This is a genomic window from Streptomyces flavidovirens DSM 40150 (assembly GCF_000429085.1).
Lineage (GTDB): Bacteria > Actinomycetota > Actinomycetes > Streptomycetales > Streptomycetaceae > Streptomyces > Streptomyces flavidovirens.
In genome coordinates this window covers 119686-142235 of the sequence record NZ_AUBE01000005.1, presented here as the reverse complement: position 1 = coordinate 142235, position 22550 = coordinate 119686, and the positions used below count along the sequence as shown (strand labels likewise).

The 22550-nt window shown below is 70.2% G+C and carries 16 protein-coding genes; 7 read left to right on the top strand and 9 right to left on the bottom strand.

All coding sequences use genetic code 11. The features are described from left to right. The 4 genes from G412_RS0109955 to G412_RS33780 form a co-directional block, all read right to left on the bottom strand. Positions 1–2391, bottom strand: coding sequence for a bifunctional salicylyl-CoA 5-hydroxylase/oxidoreductase (locus tag G412_RS0109955; protein ID WP_028811978.1), 2391 nt, complete (start codon positions 2389–2391; stop codon positions 1–3). 52 nt (positions 2392–2443) lie between these two features. Continuing rightward, the gene (locus G412_RS33785; RefSeq protein WP_051338238.1) at positions 2444–2977 is read right to left on the bottom strand and encodes an acyl-CoA thioesterase; all 534 of its coding nucleotides are present in this window, start codon (positions 2975–2977) and stop codon (positions 2444–2446) included. Positions 2978–3075: 98 nt separating this feature from the next. After that, positions 3076–4701, bottom strand: coding sequence for a benzoate-CoA ligase family protein (locus G412_RS0109945; RefSeq protein ID WP_028811977.1), 1626 nt, complete (start codon positions 4699–4701; stop codon positions 3076–3078). Positions 4702–4816: 115 nt separating this feature from the next. Continuing rightward, on the bottom strand, positions 4817–5197 hold the full coding sequence (locus G412_RS33780) for an ATP-binding protein (protein WP_051338237.1): 381 nt from the start codon (positions 5195–5197) through the stop codon (positions 4817–4819). Positions 5198–5620: 423 nt separating this feature from the next. Between G412_RS33780 and G412_RS0109935 the strand changes: the two genes are divergently transcribed. Continuing rightward, entirely contained in the window at positions 5621–6586 is a 966-nt protein-coding gene (locus G412_RS0109935; RefSeq protein WP_051338236.1) for an alpha/beta hydrolase, read from the top strand. 419 nt (positions 6587–7005) lie between these two features. Here the strand turns inward: G412_RS0109935 and G412_RS0109930 are convergent, their stop codons facing one another. Then, positions 7006–8013, bottom strand: coding sequence for a LacI family DNA-binding transcriptional regulator (locus tag G412_RS0109930; protein ID WP_028811975.1), 1008 nt, complete (start codon positions 8011–8013; stop codon positions 7006–7008). A gap of 195 nt (positions 8014–8208) precedes the next feature. On the opposite strand from G412_RS0109930, the gene G412_RS33775 reads away from it, so the two are divergent. Then, positions 8209–9501, top strand: coding sequence for a cytochrome P450 family protein (locus G412_RS33775; protein WP_157839072.1), 1293 nt, complete (start codon positions 8209–8211; stop codon positions 9499–9501). A gap of 66 nt (positions 9502–9567) precedes the next feature. Here the strand turns inward: G412_RS33775 and G412_RS0109920 are convergent, their stop codons facing one another. The 3 genes from G412_RS0109920 to G412_RS0109910 form a co-directional block, all read right to left on the bottom strand. Continuing rightward, on the bottom strand, positions 9568–11442 hold the full coding sequence (locus G412_RS0109920) for a glycoside hydrolase family 3 protein (RefSeq protein ID WP_341860550.1): 1875 nt from the start codon (positions 11440–11442) through the stop codon (positions 9568–9570). Positions 11443–11614: 172 nt separating this feature from the next. After that, on the bottom strand, positions 11615–13174 hold the full coding sequence (locus G412_RS33770) for a carboxylesterase/lipase family protein (protein WP_051338234.1): 1560 nt from the start codon (positions 13172–13174) through the stop codon (positions 11615–11617). A gap of 172 nt (positions 13175–13346) precedes the next feature. Further along, entirely contained in the window at positions 13347–13961 is a 615-nt protein-coding gene (locus G412_RS0109910) for a phosphatase PAP2 family protein (protein WP_051338233.1), read from the bottom strand. Positions 13962–14554: 593 nt separating this feature from the next. Between G412_RS0109910 and G412_RS40760 the strand changes: the two genes are divergently transcribed. The 5 genes from G412_RS40760 to G412_RS0109890 all read left to right on the top strand — a co-directional run bounded on the left by G412_RS40760 (position 14555) and on the right by G412_RS0109890 (position 20543). Beyond that, positions 14555–14962: a hypothetical protein gene (locus G412_RS40760; protein ID WP_244282896.1), complete on the top strand. Its 408-nt coding sequence runs from the start codon at positions 14555–14557 to the stop codon at positions 14960–14962. Beyond that, the gene (locus G412_RS33765; protein WP_341860553.1) at positions 14857–15822 is read left to right on the top strand and encodes an MFS transporter; all 966 of its coding nucleotides are present in this window, start codon (positions 14857–14859) and stop codon (positions 15820–15822) included. The genes G412_RS40760 and G412_RS33765 overlap by 106 nt, the downstream gene beginning before the upstream one ends. 104 nt (positions 15823–15926) lie before the next feature. Further along, a complete protein-coding gene (surE, locus tag G412_RS33760; RefSeq protein ID WP_051338232.1) occupies positions 15927–16832 on the top strand; it encodes a 5'/3'-nucleotidase SurE in 906 nt (301 codons plus the stop codon). A gap of 107 nt (positions 16833–16939) precedes the next feature. Next, complete coding sequence (locus G412_RS33755; RefSeq protein ID WP_051338231.1) at positions 16940–18550, top strand: carboxylesterase/lipase family protein; 1611 nt, start codon at positions 16940–16942, stop codon at positions 18548–18550. Between the two features lie 607 nt (positions 18551–19157). After that, complete coding sequence (locus G412_RS0109890) at positions 19158–20543, top strand: MFS transporter (protein ID WP_028811972.1); 1386 nt, start codon at positions 19158–19160, stop codon at positions 20541–20543. An 88-nt stretch (positions 20544–20631) separates the two neighbouring features. Here G412_RS0109890 and G412_RS0109885 read toward each other — a convergent pair whose 3' ends face one another. Further along, a complete protein-coding gene (locus G412_RS0109885; RefSeq protein ID WP_028811971.1) occupies positions 20632–22548 on the bottom strand; it encodes a helix-turn-helix domain-containing protein in 1917 nt (638 codons plus the stop codon). Positions 22549–22550: the final 2 nt, after the last annotated feature.

Genomic DNA, 22550 nt, shown 5'->3' with positions numbered 1-22550 from the left:
TCAGATTCCTCCTGCCGTGGCGGCTGCTCTGCGTTGCGGTAGCCATCGCTGGTGCGCGGGGGCGGGGAGGTCCCGCAGCAGTTGGAGGCGGGGCGGTACGCGGTCGGTGCGGGCACCGGGTGGTCTGCCGCTGCCCGCCCTCCACGACGCCGGCCAGGGTGCTGCCGGGCCGGTGTACTGCTGGGCGGCCGCGGCGTGGAGCGTCCACAGGGGGTCGTGCAGTTGGGCGCGGCCAACGGCGCACAGGTCGGCACGGCCGGCCAGGATGAGGGAGTTGACGTCGTCGTACGTGGAGATGGCGCCCACCGCGATGACGGGTATGCCGGTGGTGTTGCGGATCAGATCGGCGTAGGGCGTCTGGTAGCTGCGGCCGTACCGGGGCCGTTCGTGGGCGACGACTTCGCCGGTGGACACGTCCACTGCGTCCGCCCCGGCCTCCGCCAGCGCGTGGCACAGGTCGACGACGTCGGCTTCACCGATGCCGCCCTCCGCCCAGTCGGTCGCCGAGATGCGGACGATCAGGGCCTTGCCGGAGGGACAGACGGCACGCACGGCGCGCAGCACTTCCAGCGGGAAGCGCATCCTGTTCGCGAGGCTGCCGCCGTGGGAGTCGGTCCGCTGGTTGGTCAGCGGTGACAGGAAGCTCGACATCAGGTGGCCGTGGCCGTATTGCAGTTCCAGGACGCCGAAGCCGGCGCGGTCGGCGCGACGGGCCGCGGTGACGAAGTCCTCGGTGATGGCGTCCATGTCGGCGCGGGTGGCCTCGCGAGGTGTCGCGCTCGCCTCGTCCCAGGGGAGGGCGGACGCGGCGACCAGCGGCCACCCCTCCTGGCCGAGGGGGAGGCACCGGCCGTCCGCTTGCGGCGTACTGGTCGCGGCGCGGCGCCCGGCGTGGGTGAGCTGAATGCCCAGGCAGGCGTCCGACTGCCCGCGGACGAAGTCGGTGATCCGGCGCCAGGCCGCTTCCTGCTCCTCGGAGTACAGGCCGGGGCAGCCGGGCGTTGCCCGCCCGTCGGCGCTGACGGCCGTCATGCCGGCGATGACCAGGCCGGCTCCGCCCAGAGCTTGGGTGCTCAGGTGTGCGAGTTCGAAGTCCCCGGGCACCCCGCCCCGCGCCGAGTACAGCGCGGTGGGCGGGAGGACCACCCGGTTGCGGAGGCGCAGGCCGCCGAGTTGGAACGGCCGGAACATCGGAGGCGTGGTGGCAGCGGCGCTCTGCCCGCCGACCACGGAGCGGTCAGCGTGCCAGGTGTCCACCGCGTCGGTGAACGCCTGGTCACGTACGCGCAGGTTGTCGTAGGTGACCCGGCGGCTGCGGGTGAGCAGGTTGAACGCGAACTGGAGGGGTTCCTGCCCGGTGTAGCGTCCGACGTTCTCGAACCATTCGAGGCTCGCCTGGGCAGCCCGCTGGGTGGACTCGACGACAGGTTTGCGCTCGGCCTCGTACGCGGCGAGGGCGCTGGACACGTCGGGGTGCTCGTGCAGACAGGCGGCCAGGGCGAGGGCGTCTTCCATGGCCAGCTTGGTGCCGGAACCGATGGAGAAGTGGGCGGTGTGCGCCGCGTCCCCGAGCAGCACCACGTTCTCGTGGCGCCAGGTTTTGTTCCGCACGGTGGTGAAGCGGATCCACTTCGAGCTGTTGGGTATCAGCCGGTGACCGTCGAGGTGCTCGGCGAGGATCTCCTCGCACAGCCGGATGCTCTCCTCGTCGCTCGTACCGGGCGGATGGTCCGCGGCGGCGAACGCGTCGAATCCCGCCCGCCGCCACGAACTCTCGTCGATCTCGACGATGAACGTGCTGCGGGTGTCGTCGAAGGGATAGGCGTGGACCTGCAGCGCGCCGAAGTCCCCCTCCTCGACGATGAAGGTGAACGCTTCGAAGACCTTGTCCGTGGCGAGCCACATGTAACGGCAGTGCCGTTCGTCCAGGTCCGGTGCGAAGGTGTCGGCGAACGCGTGTCGCGTCGCCGACCGTACGCCGTCGCTCGCCACCACGAGGTCGTACTCGGCTGCGAGTTCGGCCGCGGACGGCGCGTGCGTGCGGTAGCGGACGCCCACCTCCAGCTCCGCGCACCGCTGCTGAAGGATCTGCAGCAGGCGCTTGCGGCCCAGCGCGGCGAATCCGTGGCCGCCCGAGGTGAGGACCCGGCCCTTGTAGCGGACGTCGATGTCGCTCCAGCGGGCGAACTCGGCCGACATGGCCTCGTAGATGTCCGGGTCGGCCTGCGCGATGCCGTCGAGGGTCTCGTCGGAGAACACCACGCCGAAGCCGAAGGTGTCGTCGGCCGCGTTGCGTTCCCAGACGGTGATCTCCCAGTGCGGGGAGAGCTGTTTGGCCAGGGCCGCGAAGTACAGCCCTCCGGGCCCTCCGCCGATGACTGCTACGCGCACGGCGTCCTCCTTGTGGTTCGAGGAACAACGTATGCCGTAATTCCTGCGCTCGTCAACAAAACGCTATACGTGGGGGCGGTTTGCATGAAGTCCTCGGCTCACGTGAGGGTTTCGGTGCCTGCGGGCCTGCCTTGGTCAGCAGGTCGCGCACCTCGTCCGGCCAGGGTGTGGAGCCCGAAGCCCTGGCGGCGGAGTGGGCGATCGACATCCGGCCGGTGGCGGCCTCCTCCTCGCCCTGGCCGCGGACCGTGAAGACGTAGTGCAGGGAAGCGGTCCCGACCCTCTCGACGCGCAGTTCGACGCGCACGAGGTCCCCGAACCACAGCCGCGCGCGGTAGTCGGCCTCGAAGTGGACGCGCGGCGTACTGCCGAACAGATGGGCCAGACCAAGGCGTCGCAGCAGGACTGCCTCGGCCGCCTCCACCCAACGCACCACCGTGGAATGGTGGTAGTGACCGGCGGCGTCGGTGTCAGGCCACTCCACGTGCCGCTCGATGACGACACTGGGTAGGTGCGTCTCGCTGGCTTCGGGGGACCCGTCGGCGCAGCTGCCGGCCGAAGGAGTTGTCCTACTGGAGGTGTCCATGGGTGCCTTTCGTCCGCCGACCCAGGCGGCGGGATGCGGTAGAAGTAGCCGTGAAGCTGTGGCGAGGAAGATCGCTCGCTGCGGAGGCACAACACGTGCTAGCCGGCTGTGTCGGCAGCCCGCCGGCGCAGTGTGCCGCGCTGGAGCTTTCCGGTGCTGGTGCGCGGCAGTTCGGTGACGAACTGGACGGCGCGCGGGTACTTGTAGGGCGCGATGGCCTGCTTGACGTGGTTCTGGAGTTCCTTGACGGTCACCTCGTCGGCGGCGACGCCGTCGCGCAGTACCACGTACGCCTTGACGACCATGCCGCGCTTGTCGTCGGGTGCGCCGACGACGCCGCAGTCCGCCACGTCGGGATGGGTGAGGAGCGCCTTTTCGACCTCGGGACCGGCGATGTTGTAGCCGGAGGAGACGATCATGTCGTCACTGCGGGCCACGTACCAGAAGTAGCCGTCCCGGTCGCGTATATAGGTGTCGCCGGTGATGTTCCAGCCGTTCCTGACGTACGTCGTCTGGCGTGGATCGTCGAGGTAACGGCAGCCTGTGGGTCCCGTGACGGCGAGGAGGCCGGGGGCCCCGTCGGGAACGGGCGCGCCCGTCTCGTCGACGACCCTCGCGCGGTAGCCGGGGACAGGTCTGCCCGTGGCTCCGGGGCGGATGTCGTCGTCGGCGGCGGAGATGAAAACGTGCAGCATCTCGGTGGCGCCGATGCCGTCGATGATGCGCAGTCCGGTCGCGGCGTGGAAGTCCTGCCAGACCTGCGCCGGCAGGGCCTCCCCCGCTGACACGCAGCGGCGCAGACTCGCCAGGCGGTCCACGGCGCCGGCGGCCATGATGGCCCGGTACGCGGTGGGCGCGGTGAACAGGACCGTGACGCCGTGTTCGGCGACGAGGTCGGCCAGTTGCTCCGGTGACGCCTGCTCGATCAGGAGTGTCGCCGCCCCGACGTGGAGCGGGAAGACGACCAGGCCGCCGAGTCCGAAGGTGAAGGCCAGTGGCGGAGTACCGGTGAACACGTCGTCCGGGCGCGGCTTGACGATGTGCCGGGAGAACGTGTCGGCGTTGGCGAGCACGTCCCGGTGGAAGTGCATCGTCGCCTTGGGCCGGCCGGTCGTACCGGAGGTGAAGGCGATCAGGGCGACGTCATCGGCGGCGGTGGCGACATGGGAGAACACCCCGTCTTTCGTTGCGCAGCGACGCGTCAGGTCGCGGTCATCTGCTCCTCCGTAGGCCAGGACGGTCAGGCCCGGTGTGTCGGCGGCGTCGAGTTCGTCGACGTACCGGTGGTCGCAGAGGGCGACGGTGGGCCGACTGATGTCGTGCAGCTGGGCGAGTTCCGCGGCTCGCAGCATCGGCATCGTGGTGACAGCGACACCGCCCGCCTTCAGCACACCGAACCAGGAGGCGACGAGCCAGGGGTTGTTGGGGCCGCGCAGCAGGACGCGGTTGCCGGGCCGCAGCCCGAGGTCCTCGGTGAGGACCTGGGCGACCTCGTTGGCGTGCCGCAGCAGTTCGCCGTACGTCCAGTGGCCGGTCGGGGTGAGCAGACAGGGCCGGTCGGAGCCCCACCGTTCGACGGCATCGTCGAGCAGACGGACCGCGCAGTTGAGGCGGTCGGGATACATCAACTCCGGTAGGTCGAAGTGGAGTTCGGGCCACAGGGGAAAGGGCGGTAGCCGGTCACGGCAGAACGTGTCCACGTGGGCGGACGGGGAGAGCTCCATGGGGCGCACACCTCGGTTTCGGGGGCAGCGGAGGGAGTGCGGCAAGTATTTCGACAAATTGACGGGCGTCAAGATTTCACGACACAGTTTTTCGTGATGGCCCGTCATATGGCACTCACCGAGGTCTGGCACCAGGCGAAGGCGAGCAGCAGACGGAGGCGGGGATCCGGACTCTGACGACCTTGCCGCCGCCTGCCCGGAACGCCATCAGCCGACCTCCGGCCTCCCGGACCAGGCAGTCCACGATCACCAGGCCGCGTCCACTCTCGGCCTCCGCCGGCGACAGCTCGACCTCCAGGGCGGTGGGCGGCAAGGCGGAGTCGCCGTCGGCCACGTCGAGCTGCAGCCATCCCGCGGCGAGAGTGATGGCAACTCGCAGCCGGTCCGTCGTGGCGCCGGCATGCCGGATCGCGTTGGACACGAGCTCCGTCACGGCGAGCAGCATGTCCTCAGCCCGGTCGGGCTCGATTCGCCAGCCTCCGAGCACGGAACGCACAGACGCACGCACCCTGGGGACCGCCGCGACAGTCGGCTCCATCGCCCAGCAGGCGCCGGCACTGCCGCGAGCGGAAGCGGGAGGAACGGACACCGAGCACAGTGAGTCCGAGGTCGGACGGGCAGCGGAGGGGATGGCGCTGATCATTGAGTCTCCCTGGGCGGGAAGGGCGGACTGCTGGCTCGTGTAACTTTTCAGCGGACCAATCGCTGGCAAGGCGGCCTACTTGGCGTACACTGCGTCGCCTGAGGGTGTTACACGTGTAACAGCGTAGGCGGCACCCTTCATGAGCACAAGGCATTTCGGACATTCGCTGAGAAGTCACCGGATCTGCAGGTGTAGTCGGCGCATCGCGCCCTGCCCAGGCCGGGGCCCCCACCGGCCCGACTCCATCTGCTTCACGCCCATCGGAAAGAGGCGGACATGACGCAATCACCTCCGGTATCCCCGGCCGTACAGCCGGCCGTCGACCTGGACACCGGCTGGCCGCCGCCTGCCTTCCTCCCCCCGCCTCCACCACTGGTCGGCCAGGACGGCGTGCGCCACTTCGACGGTGTCACCTATGCGAGCACACCCGGATACCGGCCCCGCCTGCTCGATGCGTTCATACCGGCGTCCGAGTCCCCGGTACCCGTCGTGGTGTGGATCCACGGCGGCGGCTGGCTGGAGGGAGACCGCCGCTACCCGCCGCCCACCGTGCCCGTCGAGCTGCTGCACGGCGCCGTCCTGGGGGCCGGTCTCGCTCTGGTGAGCATCGACTACCGGCACAGCCTGGAGGCGCCTTTCCCGGCCCAGCTGCACGACGTGAAGGCGGCTGTCCGGTACGTCCGCCGGTTCGCCGCCGAACTGGGCGTCGACAAGGACCGGATCGGCGTCTGGGGAGAGTCGGCCGGGGGCCACCTGGCCGCCCTGGCCGGCCTCGTCCGCGCGGACAGCGCCGAGCGGGGCACGCCGCTGGAGGGCGACATCGGCGTGTGTGACGAGGACAGCGGCGTACAGGCCGTCGTCGACTGGTACGGGGTGTCGGACCTCGTCCCGCTGCTGGCCCACGCCCTGCCGCCGTCACCGACCGGCGCCGAGTACCCCAATCCGTTCACCGCTCTGCTGGGCGGCACCGCCGAACAGCACCCGCAGCTCGCTCGCGCCGCCAGTCCCGTCACCTACGCGGACACCGCTGCCGCGCCACCCTTCCTCCTGATCCACGGGACGGCCGACGGCCTCGTGCCGTACAGCCAGAGCGAAGTCCTGGCCGACGCTCTGAGGCGCGTGGGCGCCGACGTCACTCTGCAGCCCGTACAGGGCGCCGACCACATCTTCCTCGGCGCCCCGGACGTGACGCCCATCGTCTCCCAGAGCGTCGCCTTCCTGGCCCGGCATCTGGGCGTATGACACAGCACCGCTGAATACCGCGCGGGGCATCGCCATGACGATGTCCCGCGCCCCCGACCTCGCTCCTTCGATGCAGGGCGTTCTTGCACCCGTGCGCGCGAGTCGGCCACCCCGCTTTCATTCCACTGGCAGGCGGCACACGGCGGCCGCGAGAGGCACCCCATGACCAGCACTCCGGCTGCTGCACCCCAAGCTCCGACTCCCGCTTCGGCCCCAGCATCACCACCGCGCTGGCCGCCGCCGTCCTCGCGCACCCGTCGAAGCCGCCCTTCCAGCGCATCGACGACGTCTGGCCGCAGTGGATGGGAGGCCCGCACGACGGCCCCTACGCGGCCGTCGCCACCGTACTCAACTGGTTCGGCGGGCCTCCGGGTGTGGTGGTACCCCTGGGACTGCTGCGCGGCGGACGGACCGATGGCTCACGAGGACTGACGTTGCACAAGGACGGGCTCCATGCCCGGCACCTCGGGCGGTACGCCACGCTCGACCAGCTCGTGCAGGGCGTCGGCGACCTGCGCGGGCGCGGGCATGTCCAGCCGCACGGTCGTCAGCGGGGGCTGCTGAAGTGCCGACACCAACAGGTCGTCACACCCGACGACAGACACCTCCTCGGGCACGCGGACGCCCGCGTCGCGCAGGGCGTGCAGCAGCAACGCCGCGTACTCGTCGTTGTACGCGAACACCGCGTCCAGGCCCAGTTCGGGCCAGCGCTCGGCGAGTTCGGCGGCCGATCCGCGGGTGTAGGCCATCTCCACGGGGGTGACGCTCGCCGTGGTGCGGGAGGCGACGCTCTGGGCTCCGGCCAGGCGCGGCCTGGCGAAGGTGTCCAGGCCGCGCTCCTGCGGCATGATGACGCCGAGGTTGCGCCGCCCTCGGGAGACGAGGTGCTCGGCTGCGAGGGCACCGACGCGTGTGTGATCGAAGTCGATGGTGTGGATGCCCTCCGCCCGTCGGGAGGCGAACGCCAGCACGCCACGCACCCCGGCCTTGGTCAGGACGTCTGCGGCCTGGCCGGTGAGGCTGTCGCCTTCGAGGGCCACCACCGCCGCCGGGCGCAGCTCGGCCCATGCCCGCGCGGCGCTCACGGCGTTCGGGAACCGGCCGGCGTGCAGCACGGTGATGTATCCAAGCTGTTCCAGTTCGCCTTGCAGGTCGTCGATCCAGGTACTGACCAGGCGCCCGACCGCCGACACGGACGCGGGCATGAGGACCAGGTTGCTCCGGCCGGCCCTGAGCGACCGTGCGGCCGCGTGCGGTACGTAGCCGAGCTGGTCGGCCGCCGCGAGGACGCGGGCGCGCGTGGTGTCGCTGACCCGGTGTGCCTGGGTGTTGTTGAGGACGAAGGACACGGTCGCCCGCGACACGCCGGCCAAGCGCGCCACATCCGCGCTGGTGACGGCCGCGGGTGCCGTCCGCTCCTTGCCCATGGATTCCCCATCTCGCTTCCTGGCCGGTCCTCTGACCTGCCACTTCCAGGTTACACGCGTTACCGACCCGGCCTGCGTGTGCCTTCCGCGGCCCCCACCAGACAGCACTGGAGGTGTTCGATGGATCCGAGGAACCATAGCGATGACGAGGTCGAGTGCCCGTACTACCCAGAGCTCATCCCGCTTCACGGGCCGGTGACTCGACAAGACCTGGCCACCGTGTACGAAGAGCTGCGCCGTCAGCGAGGGCCGGTTGTCCCCGTGGAGATCGCTCCCGGTGTCGCGGCCTGGTTGGTGTTGAGCCACCAGGAGGTGCTGGAGGTCATCTGGAACGCGCGGCTCTTCTCCAGCGACCCACGCCGCTGGAGCGCTGCCCTCCACGGAATGCTGCCCGAGGGCGCACCGATGCTCGCGCTCCTGGGTCCGCGTCTCTCGTTGTTCCAGCTCGACGGGAAGGAGCACCTGCGGCACCGCCGAGCGATGACCACCGCCCTGGACCAGATCGATCCACGGCGGCTGATCCGCATGGTCCGGCATGAGGCCGACGCCCTGGTGGACACGTGGGCGGCACGGGAAAGCGCGGACCTCATGGCCCACTTCGCCCGGCCTCTGGTGTGGCGCGCCTTCACCTATCTGATCGGCGTGTCCGAGTCCTCGATCAGCGCTCTCGACTCGCTGGTCGAGACCATCGTGTACGACGACCTGCCCGGGACCGCGCGCGCGGAGGGCGAGTTGCTGAGCGCCATGCGCCGCCTGGTGGCTGAGCGAAGCGTGGCACCGGGGCCGGACCTCCCGTCCTGGCTCACCCAGGCCGCCCGCCTGACCGATGAGGAGATTGCGCACAACCTCGTCGCTCTGCTGCTGCACGGTCCCGCGAGCATCATCAACTGGATCGGCAACACGATGCGATCACTGTTCGGCCACCTCGGACCGATCCGCGCGGCGGCCACCGGCAACCTCGTGGCCGACATGGTTGAGCACGCCTTGCGGGCCGGCGCACCGGTGCCGAACATCACCGGACGCTGGGCAACGGCCGATGTGACGCTCGCAGGATGCCGTATTCGCGCCGGTGACCTGGTCATCCCGTGCGTGGCGGCCGCCAATACCGACCCGTGCCTTCAGGACGCGCCGCTCTCCCACACGCGCGCTCACCTGGCCTGGGGCACCGGCGCACACGGCTGCCCCGCCAAGGACACAGCTCGCCTGATCACCGAAACGGCAATCGAGGTACTGCTGGACCGGCTCCCCGGCGTCCGGCCAGCCCTCCCGGACGCTGTACTGCGCCGACGGCCATCGCTCTGGTGCGGGGCACCCGCCGAACTACCGGTGGTGTTCTCCGCGGCCACCCGGTCGTACACCAACCAGGTCTCGGCCCCACCGAGTCAGCTCACGGTCATGGACGCGCCGGCCAGGGTCCGCCGTGACGCCGTGGGACCGGAATCGGCGCCACAGCGCTGGAGCTGGTGGAACTCCCTGGGCGGCTGGTAGCCACCGCACAAGAGCGGGGGCGCCGCCGGACACGAAACGTGACCGGCGGCGCCCCTCCACGTCGGCTCACGGCGTGTGCGGCTCCACATCCAGCCCGTGGCCGTACGGAAAGAGCGGGTCGCCCGAATCGTTCGGCACATCCTCGCGTCCGGCGGCGACCGCGTCCATCGAGCGGGCGAGCTCGAACGGGAGACGCCCCTCGGCCCTCGTACGGCCGAAGAGGACGTCCAGGAGCGCGGCGTCGGAGGCGCCGTAGTCGGCCACAAGGGCCGCTGCCCGCCGCGCGATCTCCGGGATGACCGCAGGGCGGTCGAGGAAGATGTCGAAGACCGTCGGCACGGCCGCGGCGATTTCCAGCAGCGACCGCAGCTCCTCGTCGGTGAAGGCGAGCCGGCCCGCGCGGAAGAAGCTCTCGAAGCCCTCGGTCCGTTGGTCGTACGGGGTGGCGATCCGAATCAGCGCGACGTCGGCCTCTGCCGGGCTGTCCACGACGGTGGCGTAGCGCCCGGCGATCTCCCGGTCGACGCCTTGGACATGGATCCGAAGGCCGGCGGCCAGGGGCAGCAGTGGTGCTGAGGATCCGCTCGGGCGGTCCTTGACTATCGTGATCGAGCGGCTCTGGGCGGCGAGGCCCGCCGCGGCGAACTCGTCGCTGCCGCAGATCTGTTCGGCGGCGTCCGGGTCGACGTACGGGTCGTCGAAGAGGCCGAGCAGGAACTTCTCGCGCAGCAGGCGCGCCACGGAGACATCAATGCGTTCGGCGGTGACCCTTCCGCTGCGGACCAGTTCGACGACGAGTTCGGGCGCGGCCTCCCCGCCGAGCTGGTCGGCGCCGGCGTCCAGGATGCGCTCGACGCGCGTGAGCCGGTCCAGGTGCTCCACGCCCCAGGCGCGAGCGGGAAAGGGCGCCCCGAAGATCTGGGCGTCGGTGACCAGGCCCCAGTCGGTGCAGACGATGCCGTCGAAGCCGTACTTCTCGCGGAGCAAGCCGGTGATGACGCCCTTGTTGAAGCCGAAGCCCACCTCTTCGTACGGGGTGCCGACGGGCATGGCGTAGTAGGGCATGATCTGCGACGTGCCTGCGGCGAAGGCGGCCTCGAAGGGGATGAGGTGGTAGTCGAAGTTGCCGCCGGGGTAGACCTGTTCCCGCCCGTACGGGAAGTGGGCGTCGTCCCCGTTCAGCTGCGGGCCGGCGCCGGGGAAGTGCTTGGTCATGGCGGCCACGCTGCTCGGGCCGAGCGTCTCGCCCTGGAGGCCCCGGATGTACGCCCCGATCATGCGGGCGGCCACGTGGGCGTCGGAGCCGAAGGTGCCCATGACGCGCGCCCATCGGGGCTCGGTGGCGAGATCCGCCATGGGATGCAGGGCGACGCGGATGCCGACGGCGAGGTACTCGCGGCGGACGATGTCGGCGTGCCGGCGTACCAGTTCCTCGTCGTCGATCGCTGCCAGGCCGGGCGGCTCCGGCCACAGCGAGAAGCCTTCGGTGTGCGCGCTCGCGGCGGGGTTGTCCACGAAGCCGTGGCGGGGGTCGGTGGAGATGGTCACCGGGATGCCCAGCCGCGTGGTCGCGGCCAGGTCCTGGAGACGGTTGTTCCACTCGGCCATCCGGCGCGGGGCTGCGGCACCGAAGAGGTTGAAGTGGCTCATGAGCTTGCCGGTCACCATGGTGGTGGTGGAGGCCCGCATCGGATCGTCGTCGGGTGCTCCTGGCTCCGGCTCCACCAGCGACCCATCGGAATTGATCGCGATCATCGTGTGGAAGAGCAGGCCGGCCTTCTCCTCCAGGGTCATCCGCCCGAGGAGGTCGGTGACGCGCTCTGCGACCGGCAGACACGGGTTCTCATAGGGCTCCATCACACCGTTGCCGTTGAGATCACGGAAGACGGTGCCGTCGGGAGCGGTGAGCGTACGCGGCCGGGCCGCCGCAGAGTGGACCATGGACTTCTCTTCCGTTCGTCGGGGTGGCGAGTGCCGGGCGGGACCCGTCCCGAGCTGGTCGACGCCCGGGGCCGGCCCGGCCGCCGGTCCCCTATTCGGCAGCCGGGTTGGAGATTACACGTGTAACTAAATGAAAGGAAGGGCGGCGTTGAGGAGGGACGGATGACACCGATTACTTCGGTGCCAATGCCCGCTGATGGAGGCGGCGTGCGTGCCCTGCCAGGTCGTCCACGGGAAGGGTGACGGAGTCGAAGCGCATCGTGGTGCGGGTGTCGGAGCGGTACGGATCCCAGGCAGCCATGTCGGCATGGTTGGGGTCCCCGGTCCTGGCGAAGGCGATCCACGCTTGATGCATGGTCCTCGCGAGCCCTTCGCCGACAGCCGGATCGATCCCTTCGACAAGGGGAGCGTGGGACCACTTGTCGAAGTTGGCGAAGACGAAGGGGAGTTCCAGGCAGTGCGCGGCGGCGAGCCTGCCACCGTGCGCCGGAGTGGGGAAGTCGAACTGATACGCCCACACCGGACGCCCCAGGGCCGCCCTGCCCTCCGCCAGCTTCACGCAGGGAATCCGGAACAGCTCATCCGTGATCAGGTCCATGAGGACATCCACCGGCTGGGCTCCGGGGCGGCTGCGGGCGTATTCGGCGTACACGTCGGCGGCCGCCCCCTCGCCGAAGCTTTCCGCGATCCTCCCGAGCACCTGCTCACGGGTTGCTGTGGCGTATCCGCGGTCCAGGGCGAAGCCGAAATTGGCTTCTTCCCGGGTCCAGCCGATGAGGACGTCGAGGTCGGCCGCGGCGCCGTGAAGGAGGGCCTCCATGGGGTGACGGAAGAGGGTGACGTCGTCGCGCACGGGAAGGAAGGGGGTGGGCCAGTACCCCCAGCGCATGGTGTGCGCGAACAGCCCTCCGGCAGCCTCAACGAGCTGGGGCCACGGCAGTTGGCGCAGTTCGTCGACGGTCTTCACGCCGGCGCACTCCAGGTAGGCGGATACCCGGCGGCGGTAGTCGTCGCGGGTGGGGATGTGCAGACCGAAGGGCGGGCTTTGGAGGATGGCTCGCCGAAACAGCGTCTGGGCTTCGGGGTGCCCGGCGAGGGCGGCGGTGGACATGGCACCGCCGGACTGACCGGCGACGGTGATGGCCTCCGGGTCTCCGCCGAAGTGGGCGATGTTGTCCCGCACCCAGCGCAGTGCGGCCAGCTGGTCCGTGAGCCAGATGTTCGCGGGGTGCTCTTCTCCCGCCTCGTCCTCGTCGTCGTCGTCGTCGAAGGAGAGGTACCCGAGCGGACCGACACGGTAGTTGAGGGTGACGACCACCAGGTCACCGTCGCGCGCGAAGGTCTCGCCCGAGTAGATGGGCAGCGTGCCGGAACCCGAGACGAAACCGCCGCCGTGGATCCAGACCAGGACGGGCCGGCGGGCGTCATCGACCGCCGGCGTCCACACGTTGAGCGTCAGGCAGTCATCGTCGAAGGGCGGGAATCCATGACCGCCCAGAACGGGGTCGCCGCCCTCCATGAACATCTGCGGTGAGCTCGGGCCGTACGCCGTCGCGTCCCGCGTGCCGTCCCAGCCGGGGTGGGGTCGCGCGGCGCGCCATCGCAGGTCCCCCACTGGGGGCGCGGCGTACGGCACACCCTTGAACACCGCGAGGCCGCCGTCGATTTCGCCCCGCAGGCGGCCGGCCGGCAGCCGCACGACAGGCGGGGCATGGCCTTGCGTGTCATTCATGATGGTCCTCCTTCGTCAACGCTTCACCAGACGCGCCGCCCTCGCCATCGCTGGCGGTCCGGGCCCGCCGGACAGAAGCGACCGTGTGCCGCGGCGCCACAACCCTGCGAGGTTATGTCGAAAAAACTCCGACCGTCAATCATTCAACAGATGGGGACTGAGTGCGCTGGTGCTAATCCAGCAGGCGGCCGGACGCCGCCCGCACCGCTTCCTCCCGCAAGAGGCGAGCGAATGCCGACCACAGCAGCAGCACGACACCCACTCCAGCGGCGGCGCCCGCCACGGTGTCGCTGAGCCACTGGGCATGCAGCCATGTGCGGCTCCACATCATCGCGATCACGAGCGCGACGGCGAGGGCCCACCAGCAGCGCCGCGCGACCGTCGGCAAAAGCACCACGCCGGCTGTCAGCACGAGGGTCGTCACCGTGAAGACCTGGCCGGACGGGAAAGAGCCGTCGTTCACCAGCACCCACGGCTGCGGCGGACGCGGGCGGTCGACGAGCCACTTCAGCGGCAGGACCACGACGATGTTCCCCATGACGCAGGCAGCAAGAACGAAGACCGAGGACCTCCACCGTCCATAGACAGTGAGGCAGCCTGCCAGGATGAGCGGCACAATCATGCCCAAGGGCCCGCCGAGCCTGTCGAGGGCGCGCGCGAGGCCGGTGCCCGCGTCACTCGAAGATTCACTCATCAGATTCATCCACTGATCATCGAGGCCCTGGAACACCGCCCGCCCCTCGCCGAGCGTGCCGAGCCCCATCGCAAGAACGCTGATCAGCAGCACGGCACCGCTCATTAGTGCCCCGCGCGGTGGGGCAGCCGGGACCGGCCGGCGATCAGCCGTCTCGGACGGGGGCGGGGGAATGGCTGGCGAACGGGGCATGGCTGACCTTCCGGGAACGACAGGAAGCCGCGGTCGGCGACAGAGGCGACAGCGGTACAGGCGGAACGGGAAATGCCGACGACGCCGACGTGTCAGCGCGGCAGCACGCGACTGACACAGCGGCTCGCGACCCACAGTGAGGACTCTTTCCAGCCACAGTGGCGCAGACGCAAGGGGTCACACAAGAGCGACTCAGCGGTAGCTACACGAGTAAGCAGTCATGAGCGGTCAAGCCATCCGGATAGTCGGCCGATGCCCGCTCACCTCTATCGCCGAGGGGCTTCAAGGTGCTACACAAGGCGATACCGCGCCTCCTAGTGACACGTGTAACCAGTTGGTTCCGTTCCGGGGTCGGCGCCGTGCAAGGACGTTCATTCCGGCGCTGCTTCCTCCATCTCTCCCGCTCAGCGCTCCGCTCCGTTGTCGAGGAGTCGACATGTATGCCCTGATCCCCTGCCGCGCGGCCCGCGTGCCCGCACTGCTCGGTGGTCGACGTGACCACTGATGAACTGATCCAGCCGAAGGCGTCCGGAGAGGTGCCTCCGCCACGCCAGCGCGGCCTCATGCTGTTGCTCCTGGTGGCCAACTCATCCATGCTCGCCGTCTACATGGGCGTGGGCGCGGTGCTGCTGCCGACCCAGATCGCCATGATCGACCCGGTGAACAAGGTGGCGATCCTGGGCATCGTGGGCGGTGTGAGCGCGGTCTTCGCCACCGCGTTCAACCCCATCGCCGGCGCCCTGTCGGACCGCAGGGGGCCCGTCAGGTCCGGGGCCCCGGCCGCAGGAACCCGTGGATTCTCGGCGGCGCGCTCGCCTCCTTCGCCGCACTGGCGTTCCTCGGCAGTGTGCACACCGCGCTGCTGGTCGGCATCGGCTGGTGCCTGGTCCAGGCGACGATGAACGTCTACCAGGCCGCCGTCACCGCCGTCGTACCCGACCGGATACCGGCCGCCCGCCGCGGCACGGCCTCCGCGCTCGTCGGACTGGGCCTGCCGATCGGCGGCACCGTCGGCGTCATGATCGCCTCCCAGACCACGGGCCGGCTGACGATCGGCTACCTGGTGCTCGGAGCGGTCGCGGCCGGCGCGGCGCTCCTACTCACCACCTTCTGCCGCGACATACCGCGGCGCGAGCCCCGGCCTGCCGTCCCGCGGCGCGAGCGGATCGCCGCCTTCCTGTCCGCGCTGGCCCACCACGACTTCCGGTGGGCCTTCATCGGACGGGCCTTGATGGTGCTCGGCTACTTCTCGGTGGTGGGCTACCAGCTGTACATCCTCGAGGACCACATCGCGCTGCCCACGGGCATGGAACCGGCCGAGGCGATGGCAATTCTCACCCCGGTGTCGATGGTCGCGATGGCGGTGTCCACGGTGGTCGGAGGCCTGCTGTCCGACCGCTGGGACCGGCGGAAGGTCTTCGTCGGCGTGTCGGCGGCCCTCGCGGGGGTCGTGATGGCGGTGCCTGTCATCAGCCCGTCCTGGTCCGGCATGCTCGTGTTCAGCGCGCTCAACGGCCTGGCCTTCGGGTGCTTCATGGCGGTGGACACGGCGGTGGTCACGCTGGTCCTGCCCCGTGCGGAGGACGCCGCCCGCGACATGGGCGTACTGAACATCGCCAACGCCGGGCCGCAGATCATCGCCCCGTTCGTCGCCTCGGCCGTCGTCACCGTGCTCGGCGGCTACACGCCGCTGTTCCTCGTCGGCGGCGCTCTTTCCCTGCTGGGTGCCCTCGCCATTCTCCCGATCCGCGGGGTTCGCTGACCAGCCACCATCGCCCCGCGACAAGCCCCGGCGGGCGCGTGCCGGGGGTCGTGCGCCCGCCGGTTTTCTTCCTCCCCCTCTCCTCCTGTCCGAAGGAGCACTCTGTGAGACGCAAGCGACTTCTGCCCCTGGCCGCCCTGCTGCTGTGCACCCCGGCCCTCGCCGGTACGGTGCCGGCGAGCGCTGCCCCGCAGGCCGCGCCGACCGGCGCCCTGCGCATCCTGCTGACCAACGACGACGGATACAACGCCCCCGGCATCCGCATGCTCTTCCAACGGCTCACCGCCGCGGGCCACAACGTCACCATCGTCGCCCCGCTCACCAACCAGAGCGGCACCGGGACGAAGATGATGAGCGGCACCACCGTCACGGTCAAGCACCCCGAGCCCCGGGTGTGGGCCGTCGACGGCACGCCGGGCGACTCCGTCTCGTTCGGCATGTCCGAGGTGTTCGCCGACCACGCCCCGGACCTGGTGGTCTCCGGCACCAACTTCGGCCCCAACGTCGCCGCTCTCGCCACCCACTCCGGGACGGTCGGCGGCGCCGTGGCCGCCCTGGAACACGGCGTGCCCGCCATCGCCGTGAGCACCGGAGGGCTGACGGTGCCGGTCCCGGAGCCGATCTTCAACGCCATGAAGCCCACCAACGACTTCATCGTCAAGCTCATCGAGCGCCTCCAGACCAAGGCGAAGAACGGACCGCTGCTGCCCGAGGGCGTCGGCCTCAACGTCAATCACCCGGTGGTGGGCGCGGATGGCAAGGGGACAGCCCGAGGTGCCTCCGTCACCACCCAGGACCCGCAGCCCGTCCTCAAGGCGGATTACACCGACTCCGGTGACGGGACCTGGAAGGTGAACGTCAACGTGGTCCAGGCGCCCGCCCAGAAGGGCGGCGATGTGGAAGCGATCAGCGCCGACAAGGTCTCCATCGCACCGATCTCCCCCAACTGGAACACCGGCAACGCGGACTTCGCCAAGACCGCCACCCTCCTCTCCGGCCTGCGTCCATAGGACAGTACGGCCTCTCCGCTCCCCCGTCGTGGCTGCCTCGGCCGCCACGACGGGGACCCCTGCCCCCAACGACTCTGTCATGCATATGACCTACCTTCGGAGGAGAAGTGAAGAGGTCACGCTCAACCGTCTCCTCGGCGGTCCTGGCTCTGGCGCTCACGCTGACAGCGCTCACGGCACTGCCCGCAGCCGCTCCTGCGGCCCAGGCAGCCCCCACCACCACTCGCCCGCTCGTCGGCACCGCCCAGGGCCGGCTCGCCGGACAAACCCATGACCGGGCGGAGGAGTTCCTGGGCGTCCCCTATGCCGCCCCGCCACTGGGCAATCTCCGGTTCCGCCCACCTCAGCAGGCCGCCCGCTGGAGCGGCATCCGGGACGCCACCCGGCAGGCGTCCGCGTGCGTGCAGTTCTCGCCCTTCGGGCTGCGTGACCCCGATGCCGTCAGTGAGAACTGCCTCTACCTGGACGTGTACCGGCCACGCCACACCCGCCCCGGCGACCGCCTGCCCGTACTCCTCTGGATCCACGGCGGCGGCTACAGCCAGGGCACGGGAACCCAGTTCGGCGGCCGCACCATGGCCGAGCTCACCGGCAGCGTGGTCGTGAGCATCAACTACCGGCTCGGGCAGCTCGGCTACCTGGCCGCCCCGGAACTCGTCCGCGACAACGCACTCGGCTCCGGATCGTACGGGCTGATGGACCAGATCGCGGCGCTCAAGTGGACGCGCGGCAACATCGCGGCGTTCGGCGGGGACTCCGACCGCATCGCCCTCTGGGGCCAGTCCGCCGGCAGCGGCTCCATCTGCGCCCTGCTCACCTCACCACACGCCGCCGGACTGTTCGCCCGCGCCGTCCTGCAAAGCGGGCCGTGCACCCTGCTCCGTACTCCGGACCCCGCCCAAGCGGCTGACGAGGCGCGTGCCTTCGCCACCGCGGCGGGCTGCCCCGACCCGGCCACCCGAGCCGCCTGCCTCCACAAGGCGCCCGCTTCCGATCTCATCACCGCCGCCCGTACGCATCCCACGTCCGGGCCCGCCCACGGTGACGGCCTGCTCCCCACGCAGCCCTCCGAGGCCATCGCCGGCGGCTCGTGGAACAAGGTGCCCGTGCTCATCGGCAGCACCCGCGCCGAAGGCCGGTTCTTCGTCGCGCTCACCGAACCCCACCTCACGGCGCAGCAGTACGCCGACCGGGTCAACGCCACCTACGGACAGGCGGCCCCGCAGGTGCTGGCCCGCTACCCCGTAGGCGCGTACCCCACCCCGTACGACGCGCTGTCGGCCGTCCTGACCGACTCTACCTTCGCCTGCCACACGCTGAGCACGGCGCGTACGATCGCCGCCCAGGCGCCCACGTACGTCTACGAGTTCGACGACCCGCGCTCCCCCACACTCCACGGAGCCCAGGTGCCGGGCGTCGACATGGCCAACGCACACAGCGCCGAACTCGCCTACCTGCACGACTTCACCATGGCCGACCGCCCGCTCACGGCGGAGCAGATCACTCTCGCGGACCGGATGAAACGCCACTGGGCGGCTTTCGCGCGCACCGGCGATCCGAACCTTCCCGGCGGGACCCGCTGGCCGGTGGCAGGCGCTGAGCACACGGTCCTGACCCTGAATCCGCAGGCCGTCCGCACCTCGGCGACGTTCGCGGCCGAGCACCAGTGCGGTTTCTGGTCCGGCGCGGCCGCCCGCCCCGGCCGGCAGGGCGGCTGAGCGCGGATGGCCGCTCCGGAACCCAGCGTTGCGCCGCTCACCGGAGCGGCCAAATTCAGGTGTCAGGCGGCGACGCCGAGTTGGCTTGTCCCGCGGAGCAGAGCGCGGTGCGTAGTAGCCGCAGGCCGTTCTGACGAGGGCGGTGTGCGGGTTGCTGTCTGCCGCGACCGCGGGATACGTCACGGAGCAGAGGTTATGGACGGGGTCTGATGTTGTCCGAGGGGGTGGCCGTCCAGCTGGCGAGGATTGGTGGGTGAACCCGGTCCTCATCTCCCTGTGAGTTCGCTTCGCAGGCCAGGCGCCCACTTTGGGTTCAGCATTGACCGTGTCGGCGTGCAATCTCGGCACCGCAATCGGCTCCTGGATCGCCGGACTCGCTCTCGAATCCCCCTTGGGTGCCACGGGCCCCGCTGTCATCGGCACCGTGATTGCCGCGTTGACCCTGATCCCCACGATCGCCATCGCGCTCACCCAGCGCCGGCGATGGTGGCCCCGCGCACACCTGCCCCCAGAACTATGGTGTCCCGCCACATGGGACGCTGACCTGCGCGTTCCTACGGTGTGGCGACACGGAAACGTCCCCGCCAACCGTCCGGAAGTGGTGTTCATGGCCGCCCCAGCAACCGCTCCCCCAACGCCCAGTTCGCTCAAGCGCATTGTCGCCGCCAGCCTCATCGGCACGACCATCGAGTGGTACGACTTTTTCCTCTATGGGTCCGCCGCCGCGCTGGTCTTCAACAAGCTGTTCTTTCCCGACTCCGACCCCCTCGTCGGGACCCTGCTGTCCTTCCTGACGTACGCGGTCGGCTTCGCCGCCCGGCCGCTCGGGGCGCTCGTCTTCGGGCATTACGGCGACCGGCTCGGCCGTAAGAAGCTGTTGGTGCTGAGCCTGCTGTTGATGGGTGGTGCGACCTTCGCCATCGGTCTGCTGCCGACGCACTCCGCCATCGGCTCCGCCGCGCCCGTCCTGCTCACCGTGCTGCGGCTCGTCCAGGGCTTCGCACTCGGGGGCGAGTGGGGCGGGGCGGTTCTGCTGGTGTCGGAGCACGGGGACGCCGGGCGGCGTGGTTTCTGGGCTTCGTGGCCGCAGACCGGGGCGCCCGCCGGGCAGTTGCTCGCCACCGGGGTGCTGTCCGCTCTGACCGCCCTCCTGTCGGACTCCGCCTTCCTCTCGTGGGGCTGGCGCATACCGTTCCTGCTGTCCGGTGTGCTGGTGATCGTCGGTCTGTGGATTCGTCTCTCCGTAGATGAATCGCCGGTCTTCAAGGCCGCGTTGGCCCAGGCAGAGGCCCGTAAGAGCGCGTCAGCCGCCGCCGAGAAAATGCCGCTGGTCGCCGTCCTTCGTCACCACTGGCGCGATGTTCTGGTCGCGATGGGTGCCCGTATGGCGGAGAACATCAGCTATTACGTCATCACCGCCTTCATCCTCGTCTACGCGACGACAGAGGCACAGCTCAGCAAACAGACCGCTCTCAACGCGGTACTGATCGCCTCGGCCGTCCACTTCGCGGTGATCCCCGCGTGGGGCGCCCTGTCGGACCGGGTCGGGCGCCGTCCCGTCTATCTGCTCGGCGCGGTCGGCGTCGGTCTGTGGATGTTCCCGTTCTTCACGCTCATCGACACCAAGACGTTCGGAAACCTGCTGCTCGCCGTGACGGTCGGACTGGTCTTCCACGGCGCGATGTACGCACCGCAGGCAGCCTTCTTCTCGGAGATGTTCGCAACCCGTATGCGTTACTCCGGCGCTTCGATCGGCGCGCAGTTCTCCTCCGTGGCGGCCGGGGCCCCGGCGCCGCTGATCGCCACCGCTCTCCTCGCCGACTACGGCTCCTCGACGCCGATCTCCCTGTACGTCATCGCCGCCGCGCTCATCACGGTGGTCGCGGTCGGATGCGCCAAGGAGACCCGGCACCGGGACCTGGGGGACATCGAGGCGAAGCCGAGCGGGGAAGAAGACGCTGCCGAACGGACCGCCGGCGCTCGCACCGTCTGAGCGGACGCGCAGACGCGCAGACGCACACGTACTACGCGAACGGCCGTGTACGGGAACGCCCGAACAGCGTTCCCGTACAGGGCCGTTCTCAGCGCGTGATCGCCGCCGACAGTCCATGCAGCCGCAGCGCCAGCTGCACCTCCAGTGCGCGCTCCGGCGACTGCCAGTGAGCGCCGAGCAGTCTGCCGATCCGCTCCAGGCGCTGCGCCACCGTGTTGACGTGGACGTGCAGTGCGTCTTTCGTCCGGGCGGGGCTCATTCCGCACGCGAAGTACGCGTCCAGCGTGCGCACCAGGTCGGTTCCCCGGCGCCGGTCGTACGCGATCACCTCGCCGATGGTGCGGCGTACGAACCCTTCGATGGCGCCCCCGGAACGCCCGTCCCGGCTGTCCGCGAGCAGCAGGCCGAGGAACCCGAAGTCCTCCGCCGCCGCCCCTTCCCCGCAGCGGCCCAGCAGCCGCAGCGCGTCGACACAACGGCGTGCTTCCTCGTACGCCCCCGCCACCGCACCGGGGTGCGCCGCGGGTGCGTCCACCGGCCCCGAGGCTCCGACCGTGACCGGCTCGCGCAGGGCGCCGCCCAGGTGCTTCGCCGTCCGGCGCGCGAGGGCCGCGGCGCTGTCGCCGCTGTCCAGCGGCAGCAGCAGTACGGTGCCGCCGTCGCGGGCCGCGGCGAGGCCGTGCCCGGTGGCCGCGAGGTGCGAGGCCGCGGACCAGAGCCGCCTGCGGTCCGCGCTCTCCCGCTCCACGGTGGCCGTCCGCGGCGCTTCGATGCGGGCGGCGAGCACCACATGGGGGGCGTCGAGGTCGGCGCGCAGCCGGGCAGCGCGTTCGCGCAGCAGGCGGGGGTCGCGGTCGGGTGCGTCGAGGAGGTCGTCGAGGAGTTCGCCCCGTACGCGTTGCTCCGCCTCGCCCGCCGAGCGCCTGGCCAGCAGCAGCAATGACGTCACCATGGCGGCGCGTTCGAGCGTTCGCTGATCGACGGGGTCCAGGTCGGGGTGGCCGTGCAGGACGAGCGCGCCGAGGAGTTCACCCCCGGCCGAGACGCTGACGACCCAGTCGTCGCCGCGCCGTACCGCATGGCCGTCCGTGCCCGCGGGTTCCCCGTCGGCGTCCGTGAACTCGACGTTCCCGTCCAGCACTTCCGACACCGCGCCGGCCACGTCGTGGACGCCACCGCCGCGCAGCACCAGTTCGGTGAGCCTGTCGTGCACCTCCGAGGCGCGCTCGATGACGCCGCTGCGGTCGCGGATGATCTCGTTGGCCTTCTCCAGTTCGGCGAGCGCCGAGCGCGTCTCCGCCAGGAGGTTCGCGGTGTCGATGGCGACAGCCGCATGGGCGGCGAACGAGCCGAGCAGCGCGATCTGTTCACGCTCGAAGACGCGGGCGCGGCGGTCGGCGGCGAAGAGCACGCCGATGACCTGGCTGCCGAGCGTGAGCGGTACGCCGAGGATCGCGACCAGGCCTTCGTCGCGTACGCCCGAATCGATGGTCCAGGTGTGCTGGAAGCGGGCGTCGTCGAAGTAGCTCTCGGTCGCGTAGGGACGGGCGGTCTGGGCGACGAGTCCGCCGAGCCCCTCCCCCATGCCGAGGCGTAGCTGCTGGAAACGCGCCGACACCGACCCTTCGGTGACCCGCATGTACGTGTCGCCCGCGACCGGGTCGTTGAGGCTCAGGTACGCGACCTCCGTGCCCAGCAGTGACCGCGCCCGCTGCACGATCGCCGCCAGTACGGCGTCCAGGTCGCGCAGCCCCGCGAGGTCGTGTGCGGTCTCGTAGAGCGCGGACAGCTCGGCTTCGCGCCGTCTGCGCCCCTCCAGTTCGGCGCGTACCCGCAGGGCGTGCGTCTTCGCGGTTTCCAGGGCGGCGAGCGTCCCGGGCGGCGCGCCGTCCGCGCGGGCGACCAGCACGGGCCGCTCGTAGGCGTCGGCGGCGGCCCCGCGCGCGAGAAGTTCCAGGTACGGGACTTCGCTTCCGCTGTGTGGCTGATCGTGGGACATGGACATAC